This window comes from Bradyrhizobium sp. HKCCYLRH3097 (assembly GCF_051167875.1).
Classification (GTDB): Bacteria; Pseudomonadota; Alphaproteobacteria; order Rhizobiales; family Xanthobacteraceae; genus Bradyrhizobium.
On record NZ_JBNPTX010000005.1, the window covers coordinates 314598 to 332633 of the forward strand.

The following is an 18036-nucleotide window of genomic DNA, read 5'->3' on the forward strand; positions in this document are numbered from 1 at the left end:
GAATTTTCTGCTGTAATGGGGACCCGACCTCGCGCCACACGGGACCACGGCTTCATGAAGCTCGATCGCATCGACATCAAGATCCTGCATGAACTGCAGAAGAACGGCCGCGTCACCAATGTGGAGCTGGCCGAGCTGGTCAATCTGTCACCGAGCCCCTGCCTGATGCGGGTGAAGAAGCTGCAGGCGGAAGGCTATATCGAGGGCTACTCGGCGCAGATCTGCGTCTCCAAGCTCGGCCAGACATTGACCGTGTTCACCGAGGTCACCCTGAAGAACCACCGCCAGATCGACTTCGCCCGCTTTCTCGCCGCGGTCGAGAAGATCGACCAGCTGATCGAGTGCCACCTCGTCTCCGGCGGCTACGACTACATGATGAAGTTCGTCACCGCGGGGATCGGCGAGTACCAGACCATCATGGAGCGGCTGACCGACATGGACATCGGAATCGAGAAGTACTTCAGCTTCGTCGTGCTGAAGTCGCCGATCGTCAAGCCCTATCTGCCGCTGACCAGCCTGTTCCAGATGTAGCCGCGCGGTCAGCGCTGGCAGTATTCGCGGACCTGCTCGGGATCCTGGCGCAGATTGTCGAGCCAGGCGGGATCGAGCTTCGGCACCGACGACAGCAGGAGCTTCGTGTAGGGATGCTCCGGCCGCGCCATGGCCTCGGGCGTGATTTGCTCGATCTTGCGGCCGCGATACATCACGACGATATCGTCGCAGATCGCCTCGACCACCGACAGATCGTGGCTGATGAAGACATAAGCGAGATCGAGCTCGCGCTGCAGCTCCTTGAGCAGATCGATGACCGCCGCGGCGACGACGGTGTCGAGCGCGGAGGTGATCTCGTCGCAGATGATGAGCTTGGGATCGGCGGCCAGCGCGCGGGCGAAGTTGACGCGCTGCTTCTGTCCCCCCGAGAGCTCGCCCGGACGGCGCAGCCGCAGGCTGCGGGGCAGCTTCACCATGTCGAGCAGCTGATCGATGCGGGCGCTGCGGTGCTGGCGCGGCATGCCGTGATAGAATGTCAGCGGCCGCCCCAGAATGTCCTCGACCGTATGCGCCGGGTTCAGCGCCGTGTCGGCATGCTGGAACACGATCTGCACCTGGCGGAGCTGGTCCGCATCGCGGCTGCGCGCGCTGCGCCCGAGCTCGCGGCCGTCGAACACGACGCCGCCCGCAAACGGCGGAAGGATGCCAGCGATGGCGCGGGCGAGCGTCGACTTGCCGCAGCCGGATTCGCCGATGATGCCGAGATTGCGTCCGCGCGCGACACGCAGGCTGACGTTCTCGACGGCCACGATCGCGGGCAGGCCGTCCGAGCGCAGCGGACCGTAGCCGACCGACACCTCGTGCACTTCGAGCAATGCCTCGGCCGCCACGGACGCCTCCGCTCGCGGTTCATGATGCGGCGCGATGGCGGCGAGCAGCTGGCGCGTATAGGGGTGCTGCGCGCGCTCGAGAATGTCGGCGGTCGTCCCGCTCTCCTGCACCTCGCCATTGCGCAGCACGACGATGCGGTCGGCGATCTGGGCGACGACGGCGAGATCATGCGACACGTAGATGCCGGCGATGCGATGCGCCGAGATCACCGACTTGAACGCGCGCAGCACCTCGACCTGGGTGGTGACGTCGAGCGCCGTGGTCGGCTCGTCGAAGATCAGCACCTTCGGGCTCGCGATCAGCGCCATCGCCGCGGCGAGCCGCTGCAGCTGGCCGCCGGACACCTGGTGCGGATAGCGCTCGCCGATCGTGTCGGGGTTGGGCAGCGACAGCGCACGGAACAGCGTCGCGGCCTTGCTGCGCGCCTCCTCCACCGGCATCACGCCGTGGATGCGCACGACCTCGATGACCTGATCCATGATGCGGATTGCCGGATTGAACGCCGCGGCGGCGCTCTGCGGCACATAGGCGATCTTGGCGCCGCGCACGGCCGCCTTGTCCTTCTCCGAGAGTGTCACCATGTCGACGCCATCGAGCGTGACCGAGCCGCCGACGATCTGGCAGCCGGCCCGCGCATAGCCCATCAGGCTCATCGCGATGGTGGTCTTGCCGGAGCCGCTCTCGCCGATCAGCGCGACGATCTCGCCTTCGGCGATGTCGAGATCGACGCCCCTGATGATCTCGATGGTGCGGCCGGAATCGGTGGTCGCCTCGACGCGAAGATCGCGGATCTGCACCAGGCTCGTCATCTACGACGCCTCCCGGTCGCGGATCTTGGTCGGCAGATTGTCGATCAGGAGATTGACGGCGATGGTGAGGCTTGCGATCGCCAGCGACGGGAAGATCACGGCCGGCGCGGCATAGGGCAGCCCGCCGATGTTCTCGCGCACCAGCGCGCCCCAATCGGCATAAGGCGGCCGCACGCCCAGGCCGAGAAAGGACATTCCGGACAGCAGCAGCACGATGAACACGAAGCGCAAGCCAAGATCGACCAGCACCGGGCCGATGATGTTGGGCAGGATCTCGGCGCGGATCAAATAGAACAGGCTCTCGCCGCGGATCCGGGCCACCGTGACGAAATCCATGGTGTTGATGTTGACCGCGAGCGCGCGGGCGAAGCGGTAGGCGCCGGGAATGTAGATCACTGCCATGGTCAGGATCAGCACCGGGATCGACGAGCCCACCGCGGCGACGACGACGAGGCTGAACAGCTTGCTCGGAATCGAGCTCAACGCGTCGAGCAGCCGGCTCAGCACCATGTCGACGACCCCGCCGGTGATCGCCGCAATCATGCCGAGCGTGACGCCCGACACGCCGGCGATGATCACGGAGGCCACCGAAATGCCGAGCGTATAGCGCGCGCCCATCAGGATGCGCGAGGTCATGTCGCGTCCGAGATAGTCGGAGCCCAGCCACAGCTCGCGGCTCATCGGGCCGAAATAATCGGTGTCGACGATGTCGCCGATCGGATGCGGAATGATGGAGGGCGCGACGAACGCCACCACGATCCAGAACGCCACGACCAGCGCCCCGGCAACCCCGACAGCGTTGATGCGGTAACCGAAGCGCCGGGTTCGCGAGGCGGATTTCGCGGCGCTGCTCATCGCAGCCTCGGATTGGACAGGATGGCGATGATGTCGGCCGTGGTGGTCAGCAGCAGGAAGCCGAAGCAGAAGATGATGGCGCAGCTCTGGATCAGCGGCAGGTCGCGGGTCGACACCGCGTCGACCATCAGCTTGGCGATGCCGGGATAGTTGAAGACGGTCTCGATGATGATGACGCCACCCAGGAGATAGGACAATGACAAGGCCACCGCATTCACGATCGGGCCGAGCGCATTGGGCAGCGCATGGCGGAGCACCAGACGGCTGCGCGAGGCGCCCTTCAAGAGCGCCATCTCGACGTAGGGCGTGTTCAAGGTCTCGATCACGGCCGCCCGGCTCATCCGGATCATCTGCGCCGAGATCACGATGGTTAGCGTCACGACCGGCATCGCATAGGCGCGGGCGAAATCATACGCGGTGCGGATCTCGCTGATGAAGGACACCGCCGGCAGCCAATTAAGATAGACAGCGAACAAAAGCACAGCGAGGGTCGCGATCATGAACTCCGGCACCGACACGATGCCGATGACGGCGATGGTCAGACAGCGATCATACAGCGTGTTGCGCAGCATCGCCGCGGTGATGCCGAGAGTCAGCGCCAGCGGCACCGCGACGGTCGCGGTGAGGCCGGCGAGCTTGAGGGTGTTGACGAGGCGCCCGCCGATCAGCTTCGCGACTGGCATGTTGTTGGCATATGACACGCCGAGATCGCCCTGCACGACGCCGGCCAGCCAGCGCAGGAAACGGAAAATGGCGGGATCATCGAGATGCATCGCCTTGCGCAGCCCCTCGACCGCCTCGGGGGTCGCGGCCTGGCCGAGCAAGATGGTCGCGGTGTCGCCCGGCAGCATCGCGGTGGCGAAGAAGACCGCGAATGAGACAATGATCGCGGTGACCAGCGCGATCGCCAGCCGGGCCAGGATGAGGGATGCGATCCGATGTTTCAAACTTTGGGTCCGCGAGCCTGATCAGATCATGGTCATCGTGGCGCCGACCCGAGTGACCGGCGCCACGCGACTCAGACAACATTCACGAATCGAGCCAGACATATTCGGCGAAGGCATATCCCATCATGCCGCCGAGCGGGCTGGGCTCCAAGCCCTTCAGTCTCGACGAGGTGGCATCGATATTGGAGATGTAGGCCGGAATGATGGTGCCCGCCTCCTCCGCGATCATCGCCTGCATCTCGGCATACATCTGCTTGCGCTTGGCCTGGTCGAGCAGGCCGCGCGCCTCGAGCATCATCTTGTCGAACCTCTCGGACTTGAAGCGGCTCTCGTTCCACGGCGCCTCGGAGGCATAGAGCAGCGAGAACAGGATGTCCGGCGTCGGGCGCGGATTGATGTTGCCGAAATGGACCGGCGCCTTCAGCCAGTAATTGTCCCAATAGCCGTCCGAGGGAACGCGCTGCACGTCCAGCGTCAGGCCGATCGCCGCCGCCGAGGCCTGGATCACCATGGCCATCTCGATCGCCGAGTTCGCCGCTTCCGAGGTCACGACCGGGATCGACGTGCCGAGCACGCCGGCCTTCTGGAACAGCGATTTTGCCTTGTCCGGATCGAACGGCTTCGGCTTGAGGTCGGGGTTGTGAAAGAAATTCGCCGGCGAGACCGGCTGGTCGTTGCCGACGACGCCGAAGCCGCGCAGCACCGACTTGACGATCTGCTCGCGGTTGACCAGGTGCTTCATGCCGTCGATGAAGTCCTTCTTGTTGCCCGGCGCCATGTCGAGGCGAATGTTGAGGTCGGTGTAGTTGCCGGTCGTCGATTTCGACAGAGCAATCCCCTCCTTGCCCTCGATCAGCCGGAGCGAGCGCGGGTTGATGCTGGCGGCGAGCTGGATGTCGCCCGACAGCAGCGCGTTGACACGCGCATTCTCCTCGGTGATCGCGATGAACTCGATCTGATCGAGATAGGGGCCGTCCTTGAAATAGTTCTTGTTGCGCACGCCGATGGAGCGGACGCCCGGCTCGAAGGCCTCGCGGACAAACGCGCCGGTGCCGTTGCCCTTGGAGAAATCGGTGGTGCCGTCGGCGACGATCATGAAGTGATGCAGCGCCAGGATCATCGGCAGGTCGGCGTTGGGGCTCGCCAGCGTGATCTCGACGGTGGTCTTGTCGACCGCCTTGAAGCCGGTCATCTGCGCCGCGATCTTGGCGACCTTGGAGCCTGTCGCCTTGTCGAGATGCCGCTTCAGCGAGAACACGACGTCGTCGGCCGTCAGCAGCTTGCCGTCGTGGAAGGTGACGCCCTTCTTGAGCTTCACGGTCCAGGTCTGCGCATCCTGGGACTCGACGGATTCGGCGAGCTCCATCTGCGCCGCGCCGCTCTTATCGAGCGTGGTGAGCCGATTGTAGAACGAGCAGCAGCGCACATAGTCGGTCGAGAAGGACGCCTTGGCCGGATCGAGCGTGTCGGCCGTCGAGGTGGACCAGCCCGCGGCCTTGATCGAGCCGCCCTTCTTCGGCGTGGCCGCGAATGCGCGCTCGGCGCGACCGAGCATGGTGCTGCCGGCAGCGAGCGCGACGCCATTGGCGAGCATCATCTTCAGGAGATCCCGGCGCGAGGCGCCGCGCCGGATTGCCGCCTCGACCAGCACATCGTCACTCGGAGTCCAGTTGTTGATCCCTTTGCTCATGTCATCCGTCCCCTGTTCGATCCGGCAGAATGAAAATCGTCAGTCGCACATCATTTGGCAGGCACCTGGTCCACCGCGTCGGCCAGCTCGGCCATCGAATGGAAGTGGAAATCCGGCTTGGTGAAGGACGCCGGCGCGATGGTGCCGCCATAGCCCTGCTTGTCGTGGCGCCGCTCGATCCAGCAATTGATGACGCCGAGCTGCCGGGAGATGCCGATGTCGTGATACTGGCTCTGCGCCACATGCAGGATCTGTGACGTCGAGCCGCCGTCACGTTCGATGAAATCGAACACCTGAGTGAAGAAGGCGGGATCCGGCTTCTCCGTCCCGGTGTCGTCGACCGTGAAGCTCGCGTAGAACGGCGAGCCCAGCTCGCGCTCGAAATGATCCAGTGCCCAGCGCCGCGCATTGGTCATCGCGATCAGCTTGTAGCGCCGGGCGAGACGCGCCATGGCGGCGGCGCTGTCCGGGAAGGCCTTCCAGCGTGCGGCGGAGTCGCGGAAGCGCTCGCCGAGCGCGGTCTGCCTGGGCAGATCGAGTTGTGGTGCGATGATGTCATAGACCCGGACGAGATCATCCGGAAAGCGGTCGGCGTCCGCCGCGTAGCGTGCCGCGCGGTACAGGCTCAGCGCCTGCTCACCGTCGATTGCCTTGTTTGCTTCCGCCGCGATCTCGCCGAGGCTCGAGACGATCCCGCTTTCGAAGTCGATCAGCGTGCCGACCACGTCGAAGGTCAGGTACCTGAATTGAGCAAGATCGAGCTTGGTCATTCTGTGAGGCCCTTCCGCGTCATCGGTCCTAGTGTGAAGCCGGGTTCCGGCGAAAACTTCCGAATTGCGAGGACCCGACGGCAGAAAATTGCGAATAGGAGGAGCCGCCGACATATCGGCCCTGCTGCACACGCACCGATATGCCCGTGCCCACCTTCACGCCATGGCCCCGCGGACGTCCGGATCGGCCAGGGTCTGATCCAGCGTCCGTGCGGTGCGTTCGAGGATGGCATCGATGTCCGCGTCGCTGCAGCACAGCGGCGGCGCGTAGCCGAGCACCCCTGTCGGGAAGGCACGGATGACGAGGCCGTTGGCCCAGGCGCGATCGAAGATGCGGCGCGACGGCTCGGCGCTCGCCGGCAGCGGCGTCTTCTTCTCCTTGTCGGTCACGAGCTCGATGGCCGCCAGCAGGCCACGGCCGCGCACCTCGCCCACCAACGGATGGTCCTGCAGCGCGCGCAGGCCCGCCATCAGCCGCGCACCCGCCCGCCGGCCATTCTCCAGCAAGCCATTCTCATAGAGATCAAGCACGGCAAGGCCGACCGCCGCGCTCACCGGATGCGCCGAATAGGTATAGCCGTGCCCAACGGCCGAAGAACCTGCGCCATCGGCAATAACGCCATAGACATGATCGGACATCAGCACCGCGCCCATTGGGACGTAGCCGGAGGTCAGACCCTTCGCGACGGTCATGAAGTCCGGGACGATGTCGTCATCTGTGCAGGCGAACAGCGGTCCGGTACGACCGAAGCCGGTGATCACCTCGTCGGCGACGAACAGGATGCCGTGCCGCCGGCAGCGCTCGCGCATCGCCTTCATCCAGCCGTCCGGCGGCACCAGCACGCCGCCCGAGCCCTGGATCGGCTCGGCATAGAACGCGGCCACCCGTTCGGGACCGCCGACCTCGGCAATCTTGGCTTCGAGGGCCGCGAGCGAGGCCACGATGACGGCGTCGGGATCGCTGCCAACGGGGTTGCGGTACGAATAGTGCGACGGGATCTTGTGCTGCCAGTTCAGTGGCACGCCGAAATTGGCGTGGAAGGCCGGCAGCGCCGTGAGTCCTGCACCGACCGTCGACGAGCCGTGATAGCCCTGCTGCAGCGTGATGAACTGATCGCGCTGCGGCTGCCCCCTCGCGTGCCAATAGTAATGGATGAAGCGGACCGTGCTGTCGACGGCGTCCGAGCCGCCAAGCGTGAAATAGACGTGGTTGAGATCACCCGGCGCGCGCTCGGCGAGCGCGGCCGCGAGCCGGATGGCCGGCTCCGAGGCGAGGCTAAAATAGCCGGTGGCATAAGGCAGCTCGCGCATCTGCCTCGCCGCCGCCTCGACGATGCTCTCATGGCCATAGCCGGCATTGACGCACCACAGCCCGGCGAAGCCGTCGACCAGTTGATGGCCCGAGGCATCGGTCACGATCGCACCCTTGGCGGATTTCAGGACCCGCGCGCCGGCGGCCTCGTGTCCGCGATAGGACGCGACCGGATGCACCAGATGGGCGCGATCGAGTTCGATGAGCGAGTTGCTGAGCATGATGATCTCCGGTTCAGCCGAACGCCTGGCTGGCCAAGGCAAATGATGTCGGGGCGCGCCGCCTCGTGTGACCAGCGGCCGGCCCATGCATGACGATGCCGCCGCCGACATGATCGAGGCCCAAGCTGCCCAGCCATGGTGCGAGTCCCGTCTCGCTGCCGGTGTCGACGCGGATGAACTTGCCCTGTCGCCCAGCGAGGAAATGCGCGACGAGCGACTTGGCGTCCTCGCTACTGAAAGCGACCACGGGGCCAATCACGAGACCGCGGCCGAAGTGACGCAGCGCGGCGAACCCCGCCGCACGGCCCTGGCGCTCCAACACCGCGAACTCTCCGATGGATGCGATATGGGCTATCAGGTCGCGGCGATCCGCGCCAAAGGCCGCGATGTCGAGTGCCGTGATGACGGCGATGTCGTCGGGCGTGGCCGCACGCACGGCGTCGGGCTGTGCGACAGCTTCCGCGAGATGTCCCTGATGCTGCACGATCTCACCGCTGCGGCGGAAGCCGAGCTTCTCATAGAGCTGCAGTCCATCTTCTGTCGCGACGAGCTGCAACCGCCGCTCACCGGCGAGCGCCATCGCCTGCTGCATCAGGCACCGTCCGAGCCCCTTCCCCCGCTCCGCCTCGTCGACAATGACCATGTTGATGGTCCCGGCATCCTGGCCATACGGCGTCATCAGCACGGTGCCGATCACGCGACCGTCCGCCGCGACCGCCACGCAGCCCTTGCTCAGCGCAAGCGCCATCTGCCAGTCCTCGCGACGATGCGGCCAGCGGACCTGCTGCGACAGCCGCGTCGCTGCATCCAGGTGCTCCCCGCTGAAAGCTCTGAAGCTCGCGGCGTCGGACGTCATGTCATGCACTCCCATCTGCACCGGAGTCTGGGCGAGCGGCCCCCGGCAGATCGTCTGAAGGCGATGATGCCGACAACATCTTCCGCCGCCGAACCGGGGCAAAGCCGCATCTTATGCTGGCGGGGCGGCCTATCATCGGACGTCGAGACCACGACCGGCATGAGGATCCATGAGCCGCTTTCGCCCGAAATACGTGACCTTCGACTGCCACGGCACGCTGATCAATTTCGAGATGGCCGAGGCCGCACGCGATCTCTACAGCGCACAGCTCTCCGAGTCGGCGATGACGGAGTTCGTGAAGGTCTTCTCGGCCTACCGCCTCGATGAAGTCCTCGGCGCGTGGAAGCCCTATGCCGAGGTCGTCAGCAACGCCCTGGCGCGCAGCTGCCGCAAGATCGGCATCCCCTTCAAGCCCGAGGATGCCGAGATGGTGTATCAGCGCGTGCCGACCTGGGGTCCACATCCGGACGTACCGGCGGGTCTCGCCAAGGTGGCCAAGGAGATCCCGCTGGTCATCCTCTCCAACGCCATGAACGTGCAGATCCCCTCGAACGTCGTCAGGCTCGGCGCGCCGTTCCATGCCGTGTTCACGGCGGAACAGGCGCAGGCCTACAAACCGCGGATGCGCGCCTTCGAATACATGTTCGACATGCTCGGCTGCGGCCCCGAGGACATCACGCACTGCTCCTCCTCATTCCGCTACGACCTGATGACCGCGCACGATCTCGGCATCACCAACAAGGTCTGGGTCAACCGCGGCCACGAGCCGGCCAATCCCTATTACGGCTACACCGAGATCAAGACCATTTCCGAGCTGCCCGGCGTGTTCGGCCTGTAAGCAGAGTGCCCGCGATGAAATATGTCTCCTACTGGCGCGACACGGCGACCGCATTTTCCGGCGGCCATAGCGGGCCCGTGGAGGGGCATTACGACGTCGCGGTGATCGGCGGCGGCTTCACCGGGCTCGGCGCGGCACTGCAGCTCGCCAAGGCCGGGGCCAAGGTGATCGTGCTCGAAGCCGATCAGGTCGGCTCGGGCGCGTCGGGACGCAATGGCGGGCATCTCAACAACGGGCTGGCGCACAGCTATCCGGCCGCGAAGGCCGAGCTCGGCACCCTGCGCGCGATCGCGCTCTACAAAGCGTTCGACGAGTCGATCGACACGCTCGAGCGCCTGATCGCGGAAGAAAACATCGCTTGCGGTTTCCGCCGCTCCGGCAAGCTCAAGCTGGCATCCAAGCCTGGCCATTTCGCGGGGATCGCGACGAACTTCGAGGCGATCCACCGCGAGGTCGATCCCGACACGGCGCTGCTCTCGCCGGCCGAGCTGAAATCCGAGATCGGCTCGCCCTTTCACGGCGGCATGCTGTTCAAGAAGAGCGCGATGATGCACATGGGCTGCTTCGCCGCGGGCCTCGCCTCTGCCGCGAGTCGCCGCGGCGCCGTCATTGTCGAGCAAGCCGCCGTCACTGAACGGGTGCAGGACACCAAGCACTTTCGCCTCACCACGGCCAAGGGGACGGTGAGCGCCGAGCAGGTGCTGCTCGCCACCGGCGCCACCACGCCGGCGAGCTTCAGCTATTTCCGCCGCCGCATCATTGCCGTCGGCAGCTTCATCATCGCGACGCGGCCGCTGACGGAGGCCGAGGCGGCCTCGGTGCTGCCGGGCCACCGCACCTACGTCACCTCCATGAACATCGGCAACTACTTCCGCCTGTCGCCGGACAATCGCCTGATCTTCGGCGGCCGCGCGCGCTTCTCGGCGACATCGGATCAGCAGTCCGATGCGAGGAGCGGCGCGATCCTGCGCGCGGCGATGGAGCGGATGTTCCCGCAGCTTGCCGGCATCGACATCGACTATTGCTGGGGCGGCCTCGTCGACATGACCGCCGACCGTTATCCGCGCGCCGGTCGCCAGGGCGGGCTGTGGTACGCGATGGGCTATTCGGGTCACGGCGCGCAGCTCTCGACCCATCTCGGCATGATCATGGCCGATGCGATGCTCGGCCGGCCCGACCGCAATCCGATGAAGGACGCCGGCTGGCCGGTCGTGCCAGGCCATTACGGCAAGCCCTGGTTCCTGCCGTTCGTCGGCGCGTATTACAAGACCCTGGACTGGATCCGCTGAGCCGTGACGGCGCGACCGCGATCAGTAGCCGCGGCTGCGGTCGACGAGGCCGACCGGATCGAGCCCGGCGCGGTGTCGCTTGATGTTCGCGGCGACCGCGAGCGCCGCTGCTTCCGGCTGCGTGACGCTGGCGACATGCGGCGTGATCAGGACGCGCGGATGCCGCCACAACGGGTGATCCGTCGGCAGCGGCTCGGGATCGGTCACATCAAGCACGGCGTCCGCGAGATGCCCGGAGTCAAGTGCTCCGAGCAACGCCGCCTGGTCGAGCTGCGCGCCGCGGCCGGTCTGCACCAGCGAAGCGCCTCGCGGGAGCTTGGCGAGCAGTTCGGCATTGAGCAGGCCGCGCGTCTCCTCCGTCAGCGGCAGCAGGCAGACCAAGATGTCTGTCACCGCGAGCAGCGCATCGAGGCCGTCGGCGCCATGGTACGTAGTCACGCCGTCGATCGCGTGCCGGCTGCGGCTCCAGCCCGAGAGCGGAAAGCCGAACGGCTTGAGCCGCTCCAGCACCGCGCGGCCGAGCAGCCCGAGGCCGAGCACGCCGATGCGCCGCACATGTGCCTGCGGCTGCGGGATAGCGCGCCAGAGCTGCTGCCGCTGCTGATCGAAATAGACGGTCCAATTCCGGTGCAGCGCCAGCACGGCCAGTGTCACGTATTCCTGCATCATCCTCACGATGCCGTCCTCGACCATGCGGACGATCTTGACGCTCGCCGGCACCGACGCGGCGCTGAACTGATCGATGCCGGCGCCGATCGAGAACAGGATCTCGATATTGCGATAGGCGCCGAGGTCCGGCGGCACCAGCCAGGTGATCATGTAGCGGACTTCATCGGCATCGACCTGCGCCGGATCGATTTCGAACGGAAGATCCGGAATCTCACGCGCAAGCACCTCGCGAAAGATCGCGCCGCGCGTGCCATCGGAGTTGAACAGGAAGGTCATGCGGTCATCCCAGCGGCCGATCTGGCTCGTCGCGCCTCCGATCATGGCGGTCGCGGCCTGCGTTACGTGCCGAATACAGGGCAGGATTGAGAAGAATGTTGCGAAGTTCGCCCGCAGGCGCCTCAATATGCGGAGGTGACGACAGCATGGTCGCTCTCGACCTCATCGAGGCTGGGTGACGCGTGGCGGGCGGAACGAAGACAGGGACAGCGTGCATGGACAATCCGGACGTCGAATCGCGAATCGTCGACGTGTTCGAGATGCGCCTCGCCGACATCGACAGCGTCGACCTCGCGCAGTTGCTCGCCTTGTCGATCGCCGTCCAATGGCCCCATCGGGAGGAGGATTGGCAATTCATGCGCAGCATCGGCCGCGGCGTCGTCGCGCTCGATGAGATCGGTCGGGCCCTCGGATCCGCCATGTGGTTTCCCTACAGCGACGGCTTTGCTGCGGTTGGGATGGTCATCACCTCGCCGCGGCTGCAGGCCCTTGGCACCGGGCAATGGCTGATGCATCGGGTGATGGCCGAATGCGGCGGTCGGACGCTGCGCCTCAACGCCACGCGCGCCGCCTATCGCCTCTACCGATCTCTCGATTTCAAGCGTGAGCAGACTCTGTTTCAGTGTCAGGGTGAGGCGATTGCCTCGGACGCGGCGCCGGCCGAAGCGGGAAATATTCGCGTGCTGATGGAGGCAGACCTGCCGGCGCTGATCGAACTCGACGCGGCTGCTTATGGCGTCCGGCGAGCCGGGCTGATGACCGGACTGTTTCACCAGTCGCGCAGCTTTGGGCTGTTTCGCGCGGGGCGGCTGGAGACGTTCGCGATGTGCCGGCGGTTCGGACGCGGACATGTCGCGGGGCCGGTGGTCGCATCCTGCGACAGCGACGCGATCGCCGTGTTGGCGCCGCACGTGGCAGCTCACGAAGGCCAGTTCCTCAGGCTCGACACTCATCGAGCGACAGGAGAGTTCCGCGACTTTCTCGCGCGGTCGGGGCTCGCTCTCTTCGATGCCGTCACCACGATGTCGCTGCGGAACGACGTGAAGGGTGCCTTCCTGCGCGGCAACGACCAGCCGAAGATCTACGGCGTCGTCAGTCAGGCCTTCGGCTAGCCCCTGCGTCCCGGAACAGAGCGCGGACCAAGCCCTCAGTCTCCAACTATCAAAACTGCGGAGCCCTCCCGATCTGTCGCCGGCGGCACCCTTGCTACACTGATCCGTTTCCTCGCTATGATTCGCTACACTGCGTTCGACGATGTCCCTCTCAGTGATCTGCTATTCGATGAACGTGGCGGCGCTGGCGACGCGACGTCCTGCCACGCAGCTGATGCTGATGGGCGGGCTCTATCATCCCTCGTCGCAATCCTTCTCATCGGAGGAAGGCCTGTCCTATTTGCGCAAGCTCGGCATCAACAAGGCCTTCATCTCGGCGGGCGGCGTACATGCGAATAGGGGCGCGAGCTGCTCGAACTTTCATGAGACGGCGGTCAAGCAGGCGGCCATCGCAACGGCGATCGAAAGCATTCTGGTCGCCGATGCGAGCAAGCTCGACAGCCTGAAGCCGGCCTTCTTCGCCGACCTCCATGCGTTTTCCAGGATCATCATTGGCGGGGCCGTATCGCGTGAGCACCGCAAGCCGTTCAAGCATCTCCCGGTCGAGTATGTAACCAGGACCGACTGAGGAAGCCGCTTCGCGCCCTGCAAATTGGCGCGCTTCTGAGGTCGCCGCGACCGAGACGCGTGGGGCGGGGCGGGGTTCGCGGTGTAGCGGCACGCCATCGCCATGCGCAACTGAGATACATGGTCAATGACGGCCCCGTCGCCATGTATCCGGCGCAAACGCTTTCCGCCAGGCGCTGCGGGCTGCTTAAGGGGAACGACTGCTCAAGCGGTCGCGAGGCGCGCCTTACCAACTCGCAAATTTGAAAAGATGCCTCCAAAGAACTGCTGGTTATTGGGAAGCATTTCCACGGTGCAGAAAATCGGTGCCATAAAATTGCGCCCGAGATCGCCGACACGAGGATCGGGTTGACGGTCTTCTGAGTTTTGCGTGGCGTCTACGTCGATATCGATCGCGGACTTTACAGTTTCAAGCATAACTCCGACTTTTAACTTCGGCGGATGGCTCGTCGTGACTTCCGGAATACTCATGGTGGACAAAAGCCGACCATCCACGTTTTGGATGGGCTGTTTGCCGGCGATGCTTGGCCATAAAACACCAGCGCGCGCAAATATTACATCATGGTACGGCTACCCGGACTGCAATCGCGGATCGGGCTGAAGGAACGCACAAAATCGCTCGAGAAGGACGGTGTCCGAGCTCAATTGAGGCCGACCGAACCCAATTGGGTACGGCTATCGAGCGAATTTACTGGTACGCCTGAGCCGCTCGGCTCTTCATCGAAGCGGCGTGTAAGGCAAGCGGCTTGCCGTTGCCCTTCCCCCTATCGAACCGCCTTGCCTTAAAGGGCGATGCCTCCGAACGCGGCCGCACCAGTTTCGCACCAGAAACGAACTGAACAAACCGCGACAGGCGCTATCAACATTGGGCAAAAATGCTGCAAAATCAATAAACCTATTCAATCTCCTCCCGCTCATAACGGTCTGGTTACAGGTTCGACCTTTGGTGAACAAGCAACAATAAATTCGGCAGCCAAACGGCACCGCCCCGCGGGGCTCTTGCTGAAGGTTCTGCAAATTCGGCAGGGTGAAAATCGACAAGATTGCCGAATGCGAAAAATGTCGGTGATCCTTCCTTTTTGCTTGCCGCAGCATCCAATTGTACGATGTGCCTTCGACGACTATTTTGCTTAGGCATCGCAAATTGCAGTATTTCCAGATGAACAAGTCCTCCGACCTGCTTTGATTGGCGGGTACGCGAAGACCACAGACTGAAGCCCGCAAATTGCCCTTGTAGATGAGTCCAGAAGAAGCGAATCTACGGGTGGCGCGCGTGGCGGACCGGCGGCAAGGCCTTGGCAGCGTCGCCTCCCAATGCGGTCGGAACGCTCGATTGGATGTTTGCCGAATACCGCTCTGATCGCCGCTACGCCAAGCTCGATCCTAAGTCCAAGCGTAATCACGAGGTCGGATTCAAGCTTGTCGGCGGCTACGTCCTGAAAGATGGCAAGCGACTGGGCGAGAAGCGCCTCACCGCAATCGATACGGCACTGACCGACGACCGCTGCCCTGATCGGCTGGGAATGGCTCCAGCGCGAGACAGACGTCTTTGCGACTTTCGACGTGTCGCATTATCGCCCGAAAGGGCGCCCGAATATGGTCCGCATCATCGATGAGAAGACTAGGCAGAAGGGCTGGATATCGCTGTTCGACGATGCAGGTGCACCGGTTTATCCCAAGTTGATGGCGGAGCTCGACGCCATCAAACGCGACCGCATCGGCGGCCTAATGCTGTGCCGGGATTGGGGCGAGCGCGGACCATGGCCGACATGGCCGAAGCCGGATCAGCCGGATTTCACGCACGTGAGCCGCAAGGTCAAAGAAGTCATCCGTGCTGCTGGCCTTCGCGATGAATTGTCGTTCACATCGGTCCGGCATGGCGGCTTTACTGAAGGTGGCGACGCCGAACTGACTGACCGCGAGATGCTGGCACAGGGCCGGCACACGACGGTGAAGGTGCTGCCAAAGTACACCACGCGCACGACGCGGCAGATCGTCAACGGCGCCAAAAAGCGGCGGGCAGCTCGAACAAAAGAAGGACATTTGTCCGAATGAGCATCAGCCTGCTTGTCCGAATGGAAAGCTGACGGCGCGACAAGTGCCTGAAATCGTTGGAGCGGGTGAAGGGAATCGAACCCTCGTATTCAGCTTGGAAGGCTGCTGCTCTACCATTGAGCTACACCCGCATTGGGCGTTCCCTAACATGGTCCGCGGCGGGTCTCAACCTCTTCGGGGCGAGGTTTCGAAGCGGATGGGTGCCGGATCCGGCCTGACGGAACGGCCCGAAGCGATCGCAGCGCGCGACATCGAGACTGCGGCGCGGCACGCCCGCGGCGGCCCGGTTCCGTAATCGGCCCCCCTACCCTCGCCGCCCGGACCGTCCTATATTGGCGTTACCATCAACAACGAAAGGAGGTGATCCAGTGTCTTTCACCAAGCGCTGTCACCTCGCTGGGATCGCCCGCTGAGCGGCTCTTCATGAGCGACGTTTGAGGGCGTGATTCGTCAGCGGATTGCGCCATCGCGGCTCGGCAACGGGGCGGTCTCGGCCCTGGACCAGCGAGTTCAAGAACGGAAGCGCGGCGGGTCTCACGGCCCGCCGCGTCTTTTTTTATGGCAACTCCGCCTGCTCGCCGGCCGACGGCGCCGGGCTGCGGACGAACCGCCGCGCCAGGAAGCCGCCGAAGCCGAGCATCCAGAAATACTGCACATACTCCGGTGCAAGCGCTGCGATCACGATGCCCGGCACGAACACGGTGACGGGAAAGATCGCGCCGGCGATCTCGGCATGGCGGCCGCTTGGAAGCGCGAGCCACCACAGCGCGGCGTTCAGCGACGCAATGATCGTCAGATGCAGGCCATAGAGGACGGCCACCGCGCTGCTCAGCCTGTAGCCGCCGTAGAGCCCGTTGGTCACCGGCAGCAGCACGATCGACAACAGGAAGAACAGATTCAGGATGACCACGGGCCGGCCCGCGAACGGCTGCCGGGCCAGCCGCCGGTGGTGGCTGATCCAGAACACGCCGGCGATGATGAAGCTGAGGACCAGCCCGGCAAGCCGCCCGGAATAGGTATGCACCAGGTCGATCCAACCCGGCATATGCGCGAAATTGGGCTTCGGCAGGTCGTAGGCGAGAAGCGTCATCGCAACACCGAAGATGGTGTTGGAGAGCGATTCCAGCCGGCGCATCTCGAACAGGTCGGACTGAGGCTCTGCCATGTCGAATCGGAAGCAACCGCGGCGAGGAACAGAGATGAGGACTCACCTTCTATAGCAGCTCCGGCGCCGCGCCGCCCGACTTCGCTGCCGCCCTTGGGCGGCAGGCTGTCACGTCACTCGCCACCCTCCAGACTAAACCGGCCCTCGAGCGTCAGCCCTCACCGGCAGGCATAGATGTGGCCATCGAAGCCGCGATAGCTGTGCGTCGCCGGATTATAGCTGCGGAATTGGACGCAGGCCGGCAGTCCCGCGGTGCGCAGTCGCGGCCTGCCCTCCGCCTGCAGCCGGGCCGAGGCCGTGGTTGCGGTGGCGGGCCTCGCGATCACGATCATCGGCCGGCTGGCGACCATGCGCGATGTCCTCCCGGCATCCTTGACCGCTGCATCCCTGGCGGCGACCACAACGGCCTGCGCCTGGGCCGCCTTGCCGGACGACGGCTTGCCCGATGAGGCGCCGGCTGGCGATGGCGTCGTCCCAGGCGGATTGGCCGCGGCCGTCTTGGCAGAGGACGGCTTGGCAGAGGGCGGCTTGTTCGCTGGCGCCAGCGCCGATGGCGATTTCACGGACGGCTTGGTCAGGGAGGGCTTGCCGGCGACTGGCTCTGCTACGGCGACCTTCTGAGCCGCATCCTGCGTGTCCGCAACTGCGGCCTGCTTCGGCTCAGCCGACGCGGCGGGTGTCGTCGCAACCGCCTCCGCAGCCGCGGCAGGCTTGACCTCGGGACCGGCCGAAATGTCGGCGCTGGCCGCCTGGCTCGGAACGGACGGCGCGGGATTGACCGACGCGGTCTTGTCGTCGGCTGGGGTCTTGTCCTCGGCGACCGGCGCCTCAGCCGGCTTCTTGATCAGCTTCTTGCATTCCAGCGGGAACACCAGCTCGCCCGATGCCGTCAACCCGATCGGCTCGCATCCGCCGAACGGCCCGCTCTCCTTGCCCTGATCCTTGGCCACCTCGCCTGCGGATGGTGAGGAGCCGCCCGGCTCGGCGCTTCGCGCAAGCGAAACGCCAACCGCAACCTGAAATAGAACAACGCCGCACAACAATCCGGCCCGGCCGGCCTTCCGCCCCAATGTACGCATGACACGCTCGCTCGACGCATGAACTCCGACAAGGCCATCACGCCATTGAGGCAAGTCTGTGAAGGCAAGCCGCGGATTCCCGCTGCGGTGTCAATTCGATGGCATTGTGTCCTGTCTGCACGACCAACGGTGCCGCAGGAATC

18 protein-coding genes and 1 tRNA gene are annotated in these 18036 nt (G+C 64.6%); 7 read left to right on the forward strand and 12 right to left on the reverse strand.

Annotated elements, in window-relative coordinates; genetic code table 11:
- Positions 1 to 54: 54 nt before the first annotated feature.
- Positions 55 to 531, forward strand: a complete 477-nt coding sequence (locus ACQR0U_RS15400; RefSeq protein ID WP_008962239.1) for an Lrp/AsnC family transcriptional regulator — start codon at positions 55 to 57, stop codon at positions 529 to 531.
- 8 nt (positions 532 to 539) lie between these two features.
- Here ACQR0U_RS15400 and ACQR0U_RS15405 read toward each other — a convergent pair whose 3' ends face one another.
- The 7 genes from ACQR0U_RS15405 to ACQR0U_RS15435 all read right to left on the reverse strand — a co-directional run bounded on the left by ACQR0U_RS15405 (position 540) and on the right by ACQR0U_RS15435 (position 8843).
- Positions 540 to 2192, reverse strand: a complete 1653-nt coding sequence (locus ACQR0U_RS15405; protein ID WP_434843463.1) for an ABC transporter ATP-binding protein — start codon at positions 2190 to 2192, stop codon at positions 540 to 542.
- The gene (locus tag ACQR0U_RS15410) at positions 2193 to 3047 is read right to left on the reverse strand and encodes an ABC transporter permease (RefSeq protein WP_316202807.1); all 855 of its coding nucleotides are present in this window, start codon (positions 3045 to 3047) and stop codon (positions 2193 to 2195) included.
- Positions 3044 to 3994, reverse strand: a complete 951-nt coding sequence (locus ACQR0U_RS15415) for an ABC transporter permease (RefSeq protein ID WP_316202808.1) — start codon at positions 3992 to 3994, stop codon at positions 3044 to 3046. Before ACQR0U_RS15415 ends, ACQR0U_RS15410 begins: the two co-directional genes overlap by 4 nt.
- Positions 3995 to 4076: 82 nt before the next feature.
- A complete protein-coding gene (locus ACQR0U_RS15420) occupies positions 4077 to 5684 on the reverse strand; it encodes an ABC transporter substrate-binding protein (RefSeq protein ID WP_434843464.1) in 1608 nt (535 codons plus the stop codon).
- Between the two features lie 50 nt (positions 5685 to 5734).
- Entirely contained in the window at positions 5735 to 6454 is a 720-nt protein-coding gene (locus ACQR0U_RS15425; protein ID WP_315714617.1) for an HAD-IA family hydrolase, read from the reverse strand.
- Positions 6455 to 6610: 156 nt separating this feature from the next.
- On the reverse strand, positions 6611 to 7987 hold the full coding sequence (locus ACQR0U_RS15430; protein ID WP_434843465.1) for an aspartate aminotransferase family protein: 1377 nt from the start codon (positions 7985 to 7987) through the stop codon (positions 6611 to 6613).
- 13 nt (positions 7988 to 8000) lie between these two features.
- Positions 8001 to 8843, reverse strand: a complete 843-nt coding sequence (locus ACQR0U_RS15435) for a GNAT family N-acetyltransferase (RefSeq protein WP_315749520.1) — start codon at positions 8841 to 8843, stop codon at positions 8001 to 8003.
- A gap of 169 nt (positions 8844 to 9012) precedes the next feature.
- On the opposite strand from ACQR0U_RS15435, the gene ACQR0U_RS15440 reads away from it, so the two are divergent.
- Together ACQR0U_RS15440 and ACQR0U_RS15445 are read left to right on the forward strand one after the other, a co-directional pair.
- Complete coding sequence (locus ACQR0U_RS15440; protein ID WP_315749518.1) at positions 9013 to 9681, forward strand: haloacid dehalogenase type II; 669 nt, start codon at positions 9013 to 9015, stop codon at positions 9679 to 9681.
- A 14-nt stretch (positions 9682 to 9695) separates the two neighbouring features.
- The gene (locus ACQR0U_RS15445) at positions 9696 to 10970 is read left to right on the forward strand and encodes an NAD(P)/FAD-dependent oxidoreductase (protein WP_315749516.1); all 1275 of its coding nucleotides are present in this window, start codon (positions 9696 to 9698) and stop codon (positions 10968 to 10970) included.
- Positions 10971 to 10991: 21 nt separating this feature from the next.
- On the opposite strand, the gene ACQR0U_RS15450 is transcribed toward ACQR0U_RS15445, so the two are convergent.
- Entirely contained in the window at positions 10992 to 11915 is a 924-nt protein-coding gene (locus ACQR0U_RS15450) for a 2-hydroxyacid dehydrogenase (RefSeq protein WP_315749515.1), read from the reverse strand.
- A gap of 215 nt (positions 11916 to 12130) precedes the next feature.
- On the opposite strand from ACQR0U_RS15450, the gene ACQR0U_RS15455 reads away from it, so the two are divergent.
- Entirely contained in the window at positions 12131 to 13027 is an 897-nt protein-coding gene (locus ACQR0U_RS15455; RefSeq protein WP_315749513.1) for a GNAT family N-acetyltransferase, read from the forward strand.
- A 130-nt stretch (positions 13028 to 13157) separates the two neighbouring features.
- Positions 13158 to 13595: a DeoR/GlpR family DNA-binding transcription regulator gene (locus tag ACQR0U_RS15460; protein ID WP_315714970.1), complete on the forward strand. Its 438-nt coding sequence runs from the start codon at positions 13158 to 13160 to the stop codon at positions 13593 to 13595.
- A 203-nt stretch (positions 13596 to 13798) separates the two neighbouring features.
- On the opposite strand, the gene ACQR0U_RS15465 is transcribed toward ACQR0U_RS15460, so the two are convergent.
- On the reverse strand, positions 13799 to 14065 hold the full coding sequence (locus ACQR0U_RS15465) for a hypothetical protein (RefSeq protein ID WP_315827309.1): 267 nt from the start codon (positions 14063 to 14065) through the stop codon (positions 13799 to 13801).
- Positions 14066 to 14931: 866 nt separating this feature from the next.
- Between ACQR0U_RS15465 and ACQR0U_RS15470 the strand changes: the two genes are divergently transcribed.
- Both ACQR0U_RS15470 and ACQR0U_RS15475 read left to right on the forward strand, forming a co-directional pair.
- A complete protein-coding gene (locus tag ACQR0U_RS15470; RefSeq protein ID WP_315827308.1) occupies positions 14932 to 15210 on the forward strand; it encodes a hypothetical protein in 279 nt (92 codons plus the stop codon).
- Positions 15191 to 15649, forward strand: a complete 459-nt coding sequence (locus ACQR0U_RS15475) for a hypothetical protein (protein WP_315827307.1) — start codon at positions 15191 to 15193, stop codon at positions 15647 to 15649. The genes ACQR0U_RS15470 and ACQR0U_RS15475 overlap by 20 nt, the downstream gene beginning before the upstream one ends.
- A 57-nt stretch (positions 15650 to 15706) precedes the next feature.
- On the opposite strand, the gene ACQR0U_RS15480 is transcribed toward ACQR0U_RS15475, so the two are convergent.
- The 3 genes from ACQR0U_RS15480 to ACQR0U_RS15490 form a co-directional block, all read right to left on the reverse strand.
- Positions 15707 to 15780: transfer RNA gene (locus ACQR0U_RS15480), tRNA-Gly, on the reverse strand.
- Positions 15781 to 16205: 425 nt separating this feature from the next.
- Positions 16206 to 16814 carry a TMEM175 family protein gene (locus ACQR0U_RS15485; protein WP_315828402.1) on the reverse strand — a complete coding sequence of 203 codons (609 nt, stop codon included), beginning with the start codon at positions 16812 to 16814 and terminating at the stop codon, positions 16206 to 16208.
- A gap of 158 nt (positions 16815 to 16972) precedes the next feature.
- Positions 16973 to 17764, reverse strand: coding sequence for a hypothetical protein (locus ACQR0U_RS15490; RefSeq protein ID WP_315828403.1), 792 nt, complete (start codon positions 17762 to 17764; stop codon positions 16973 to 16975).
- Positions 17765 to 18036: the final 272 nt, after the last annotated feature.

Coding starts and splice junctions, on each gene's coding strand:
- ACQR0U_RS15475 (WP_315827307.1), top strand. CDS start 15,191: ATGGTCCGCATCATCGATGAGAAGACTAGGCAGAAGGGCTGGATATCG.
- ACQR0U_RS15485 (WP_315828402.1), bottom strand. CDS start 16,814: ATGGCAGAGCCTCAGTCCGACCTGTTCGAGATGCGCCGGCTGGAATCG.
- ACQR0U_RS15440 (WP_315749518.1), top strand. CDS start 9,013: ATGAGCCGCTTTCGCCCGAAATACGTGACCTTCGACTGCCACGGCACG.
- ACQR0U_RS15435 (WP_315749520.1), bottom strand. CDS start 8,843: ATGACGTCCGACGCCGCGAGCTTCAGAGCTTTCAGCGGGGAGCACCTG.
- ACQR0U_RS15470 (WP_315827308.1), top strand. CDS start 14,932: ATGTTTGCCGAATACCGCTCTGATCGCCGCTACGCCAAGCTCGATCCT.
- ACQR0U_RS15425 (WP_315714617.1), bottom strand. CDS start 6,454: ATGACCAAGCTCGATCTTGCTCAATTCAGGTACCTGACCTTCGACGTG.
- ACQR0U_RS15400 (WP_008962239.1), top strand. CDS start 55: ATGAAGCTCGATCGCATCGACATCAAGATCCTGCATGAACTGCAGAAG.
- ACQR0U_RS15430 (WP_434843465.1), bottom strand. CDS start 7,987: ATGCTCAGCAACTCGCTCATCGAACTCGATCGCGCCCATCTGGTGCAT.
- ACQR0U_RS15465 (WP_315827309.1), bottom strand. CDS start 14,065: ATGAGTATTCCGGAAGTCACGACGAGCCATCCGCCGAAGTTAAAAGTC.
- ACQR0U_RS15450 (WP_315749515.1), bottom strand. CDS start 11,915: ATGACCTTCCTGTTCAACTCCGATGGCACGCGCGGCGCGATCTTTCGC.
- ACQR0U_RS15455 (WP_315749513.1), top strand. CDS start 12,131: ATGGACAATCCGGACGTCGAATCGCGAATCGTCGACGTGTTCGAGATG.
- ACQR0U_RS15405 (WP_434843463.1), bottom strand. CDS start 2,192: ATGACGAGCCTGGTGCAGATCCGCGATCTTCGCGTCGAGGCGACCACC.
- ACQR0U_RS15445 (WP_315749516.1), top strand. CDS start 9,696: ATGAAATATGTCTCCTACTGGCGCGACACGGCGACCGCATTTTCCGGC.
- ACQR0U_RS15410 (WP_316202807.1), bottom strand. CDS start 3,047: ATGAGCAGCGCCGCGAAATCCGCCTCGCGAACCCGGCGCTTCGGTTAC.
- ACQR0U_RS15420 (WP_434843464.1), bottom strand. CDS start 5,684: ATGAGCAAAGGGATCAACAACTGGACTCCGAGTGACGATGTGCTGGTC.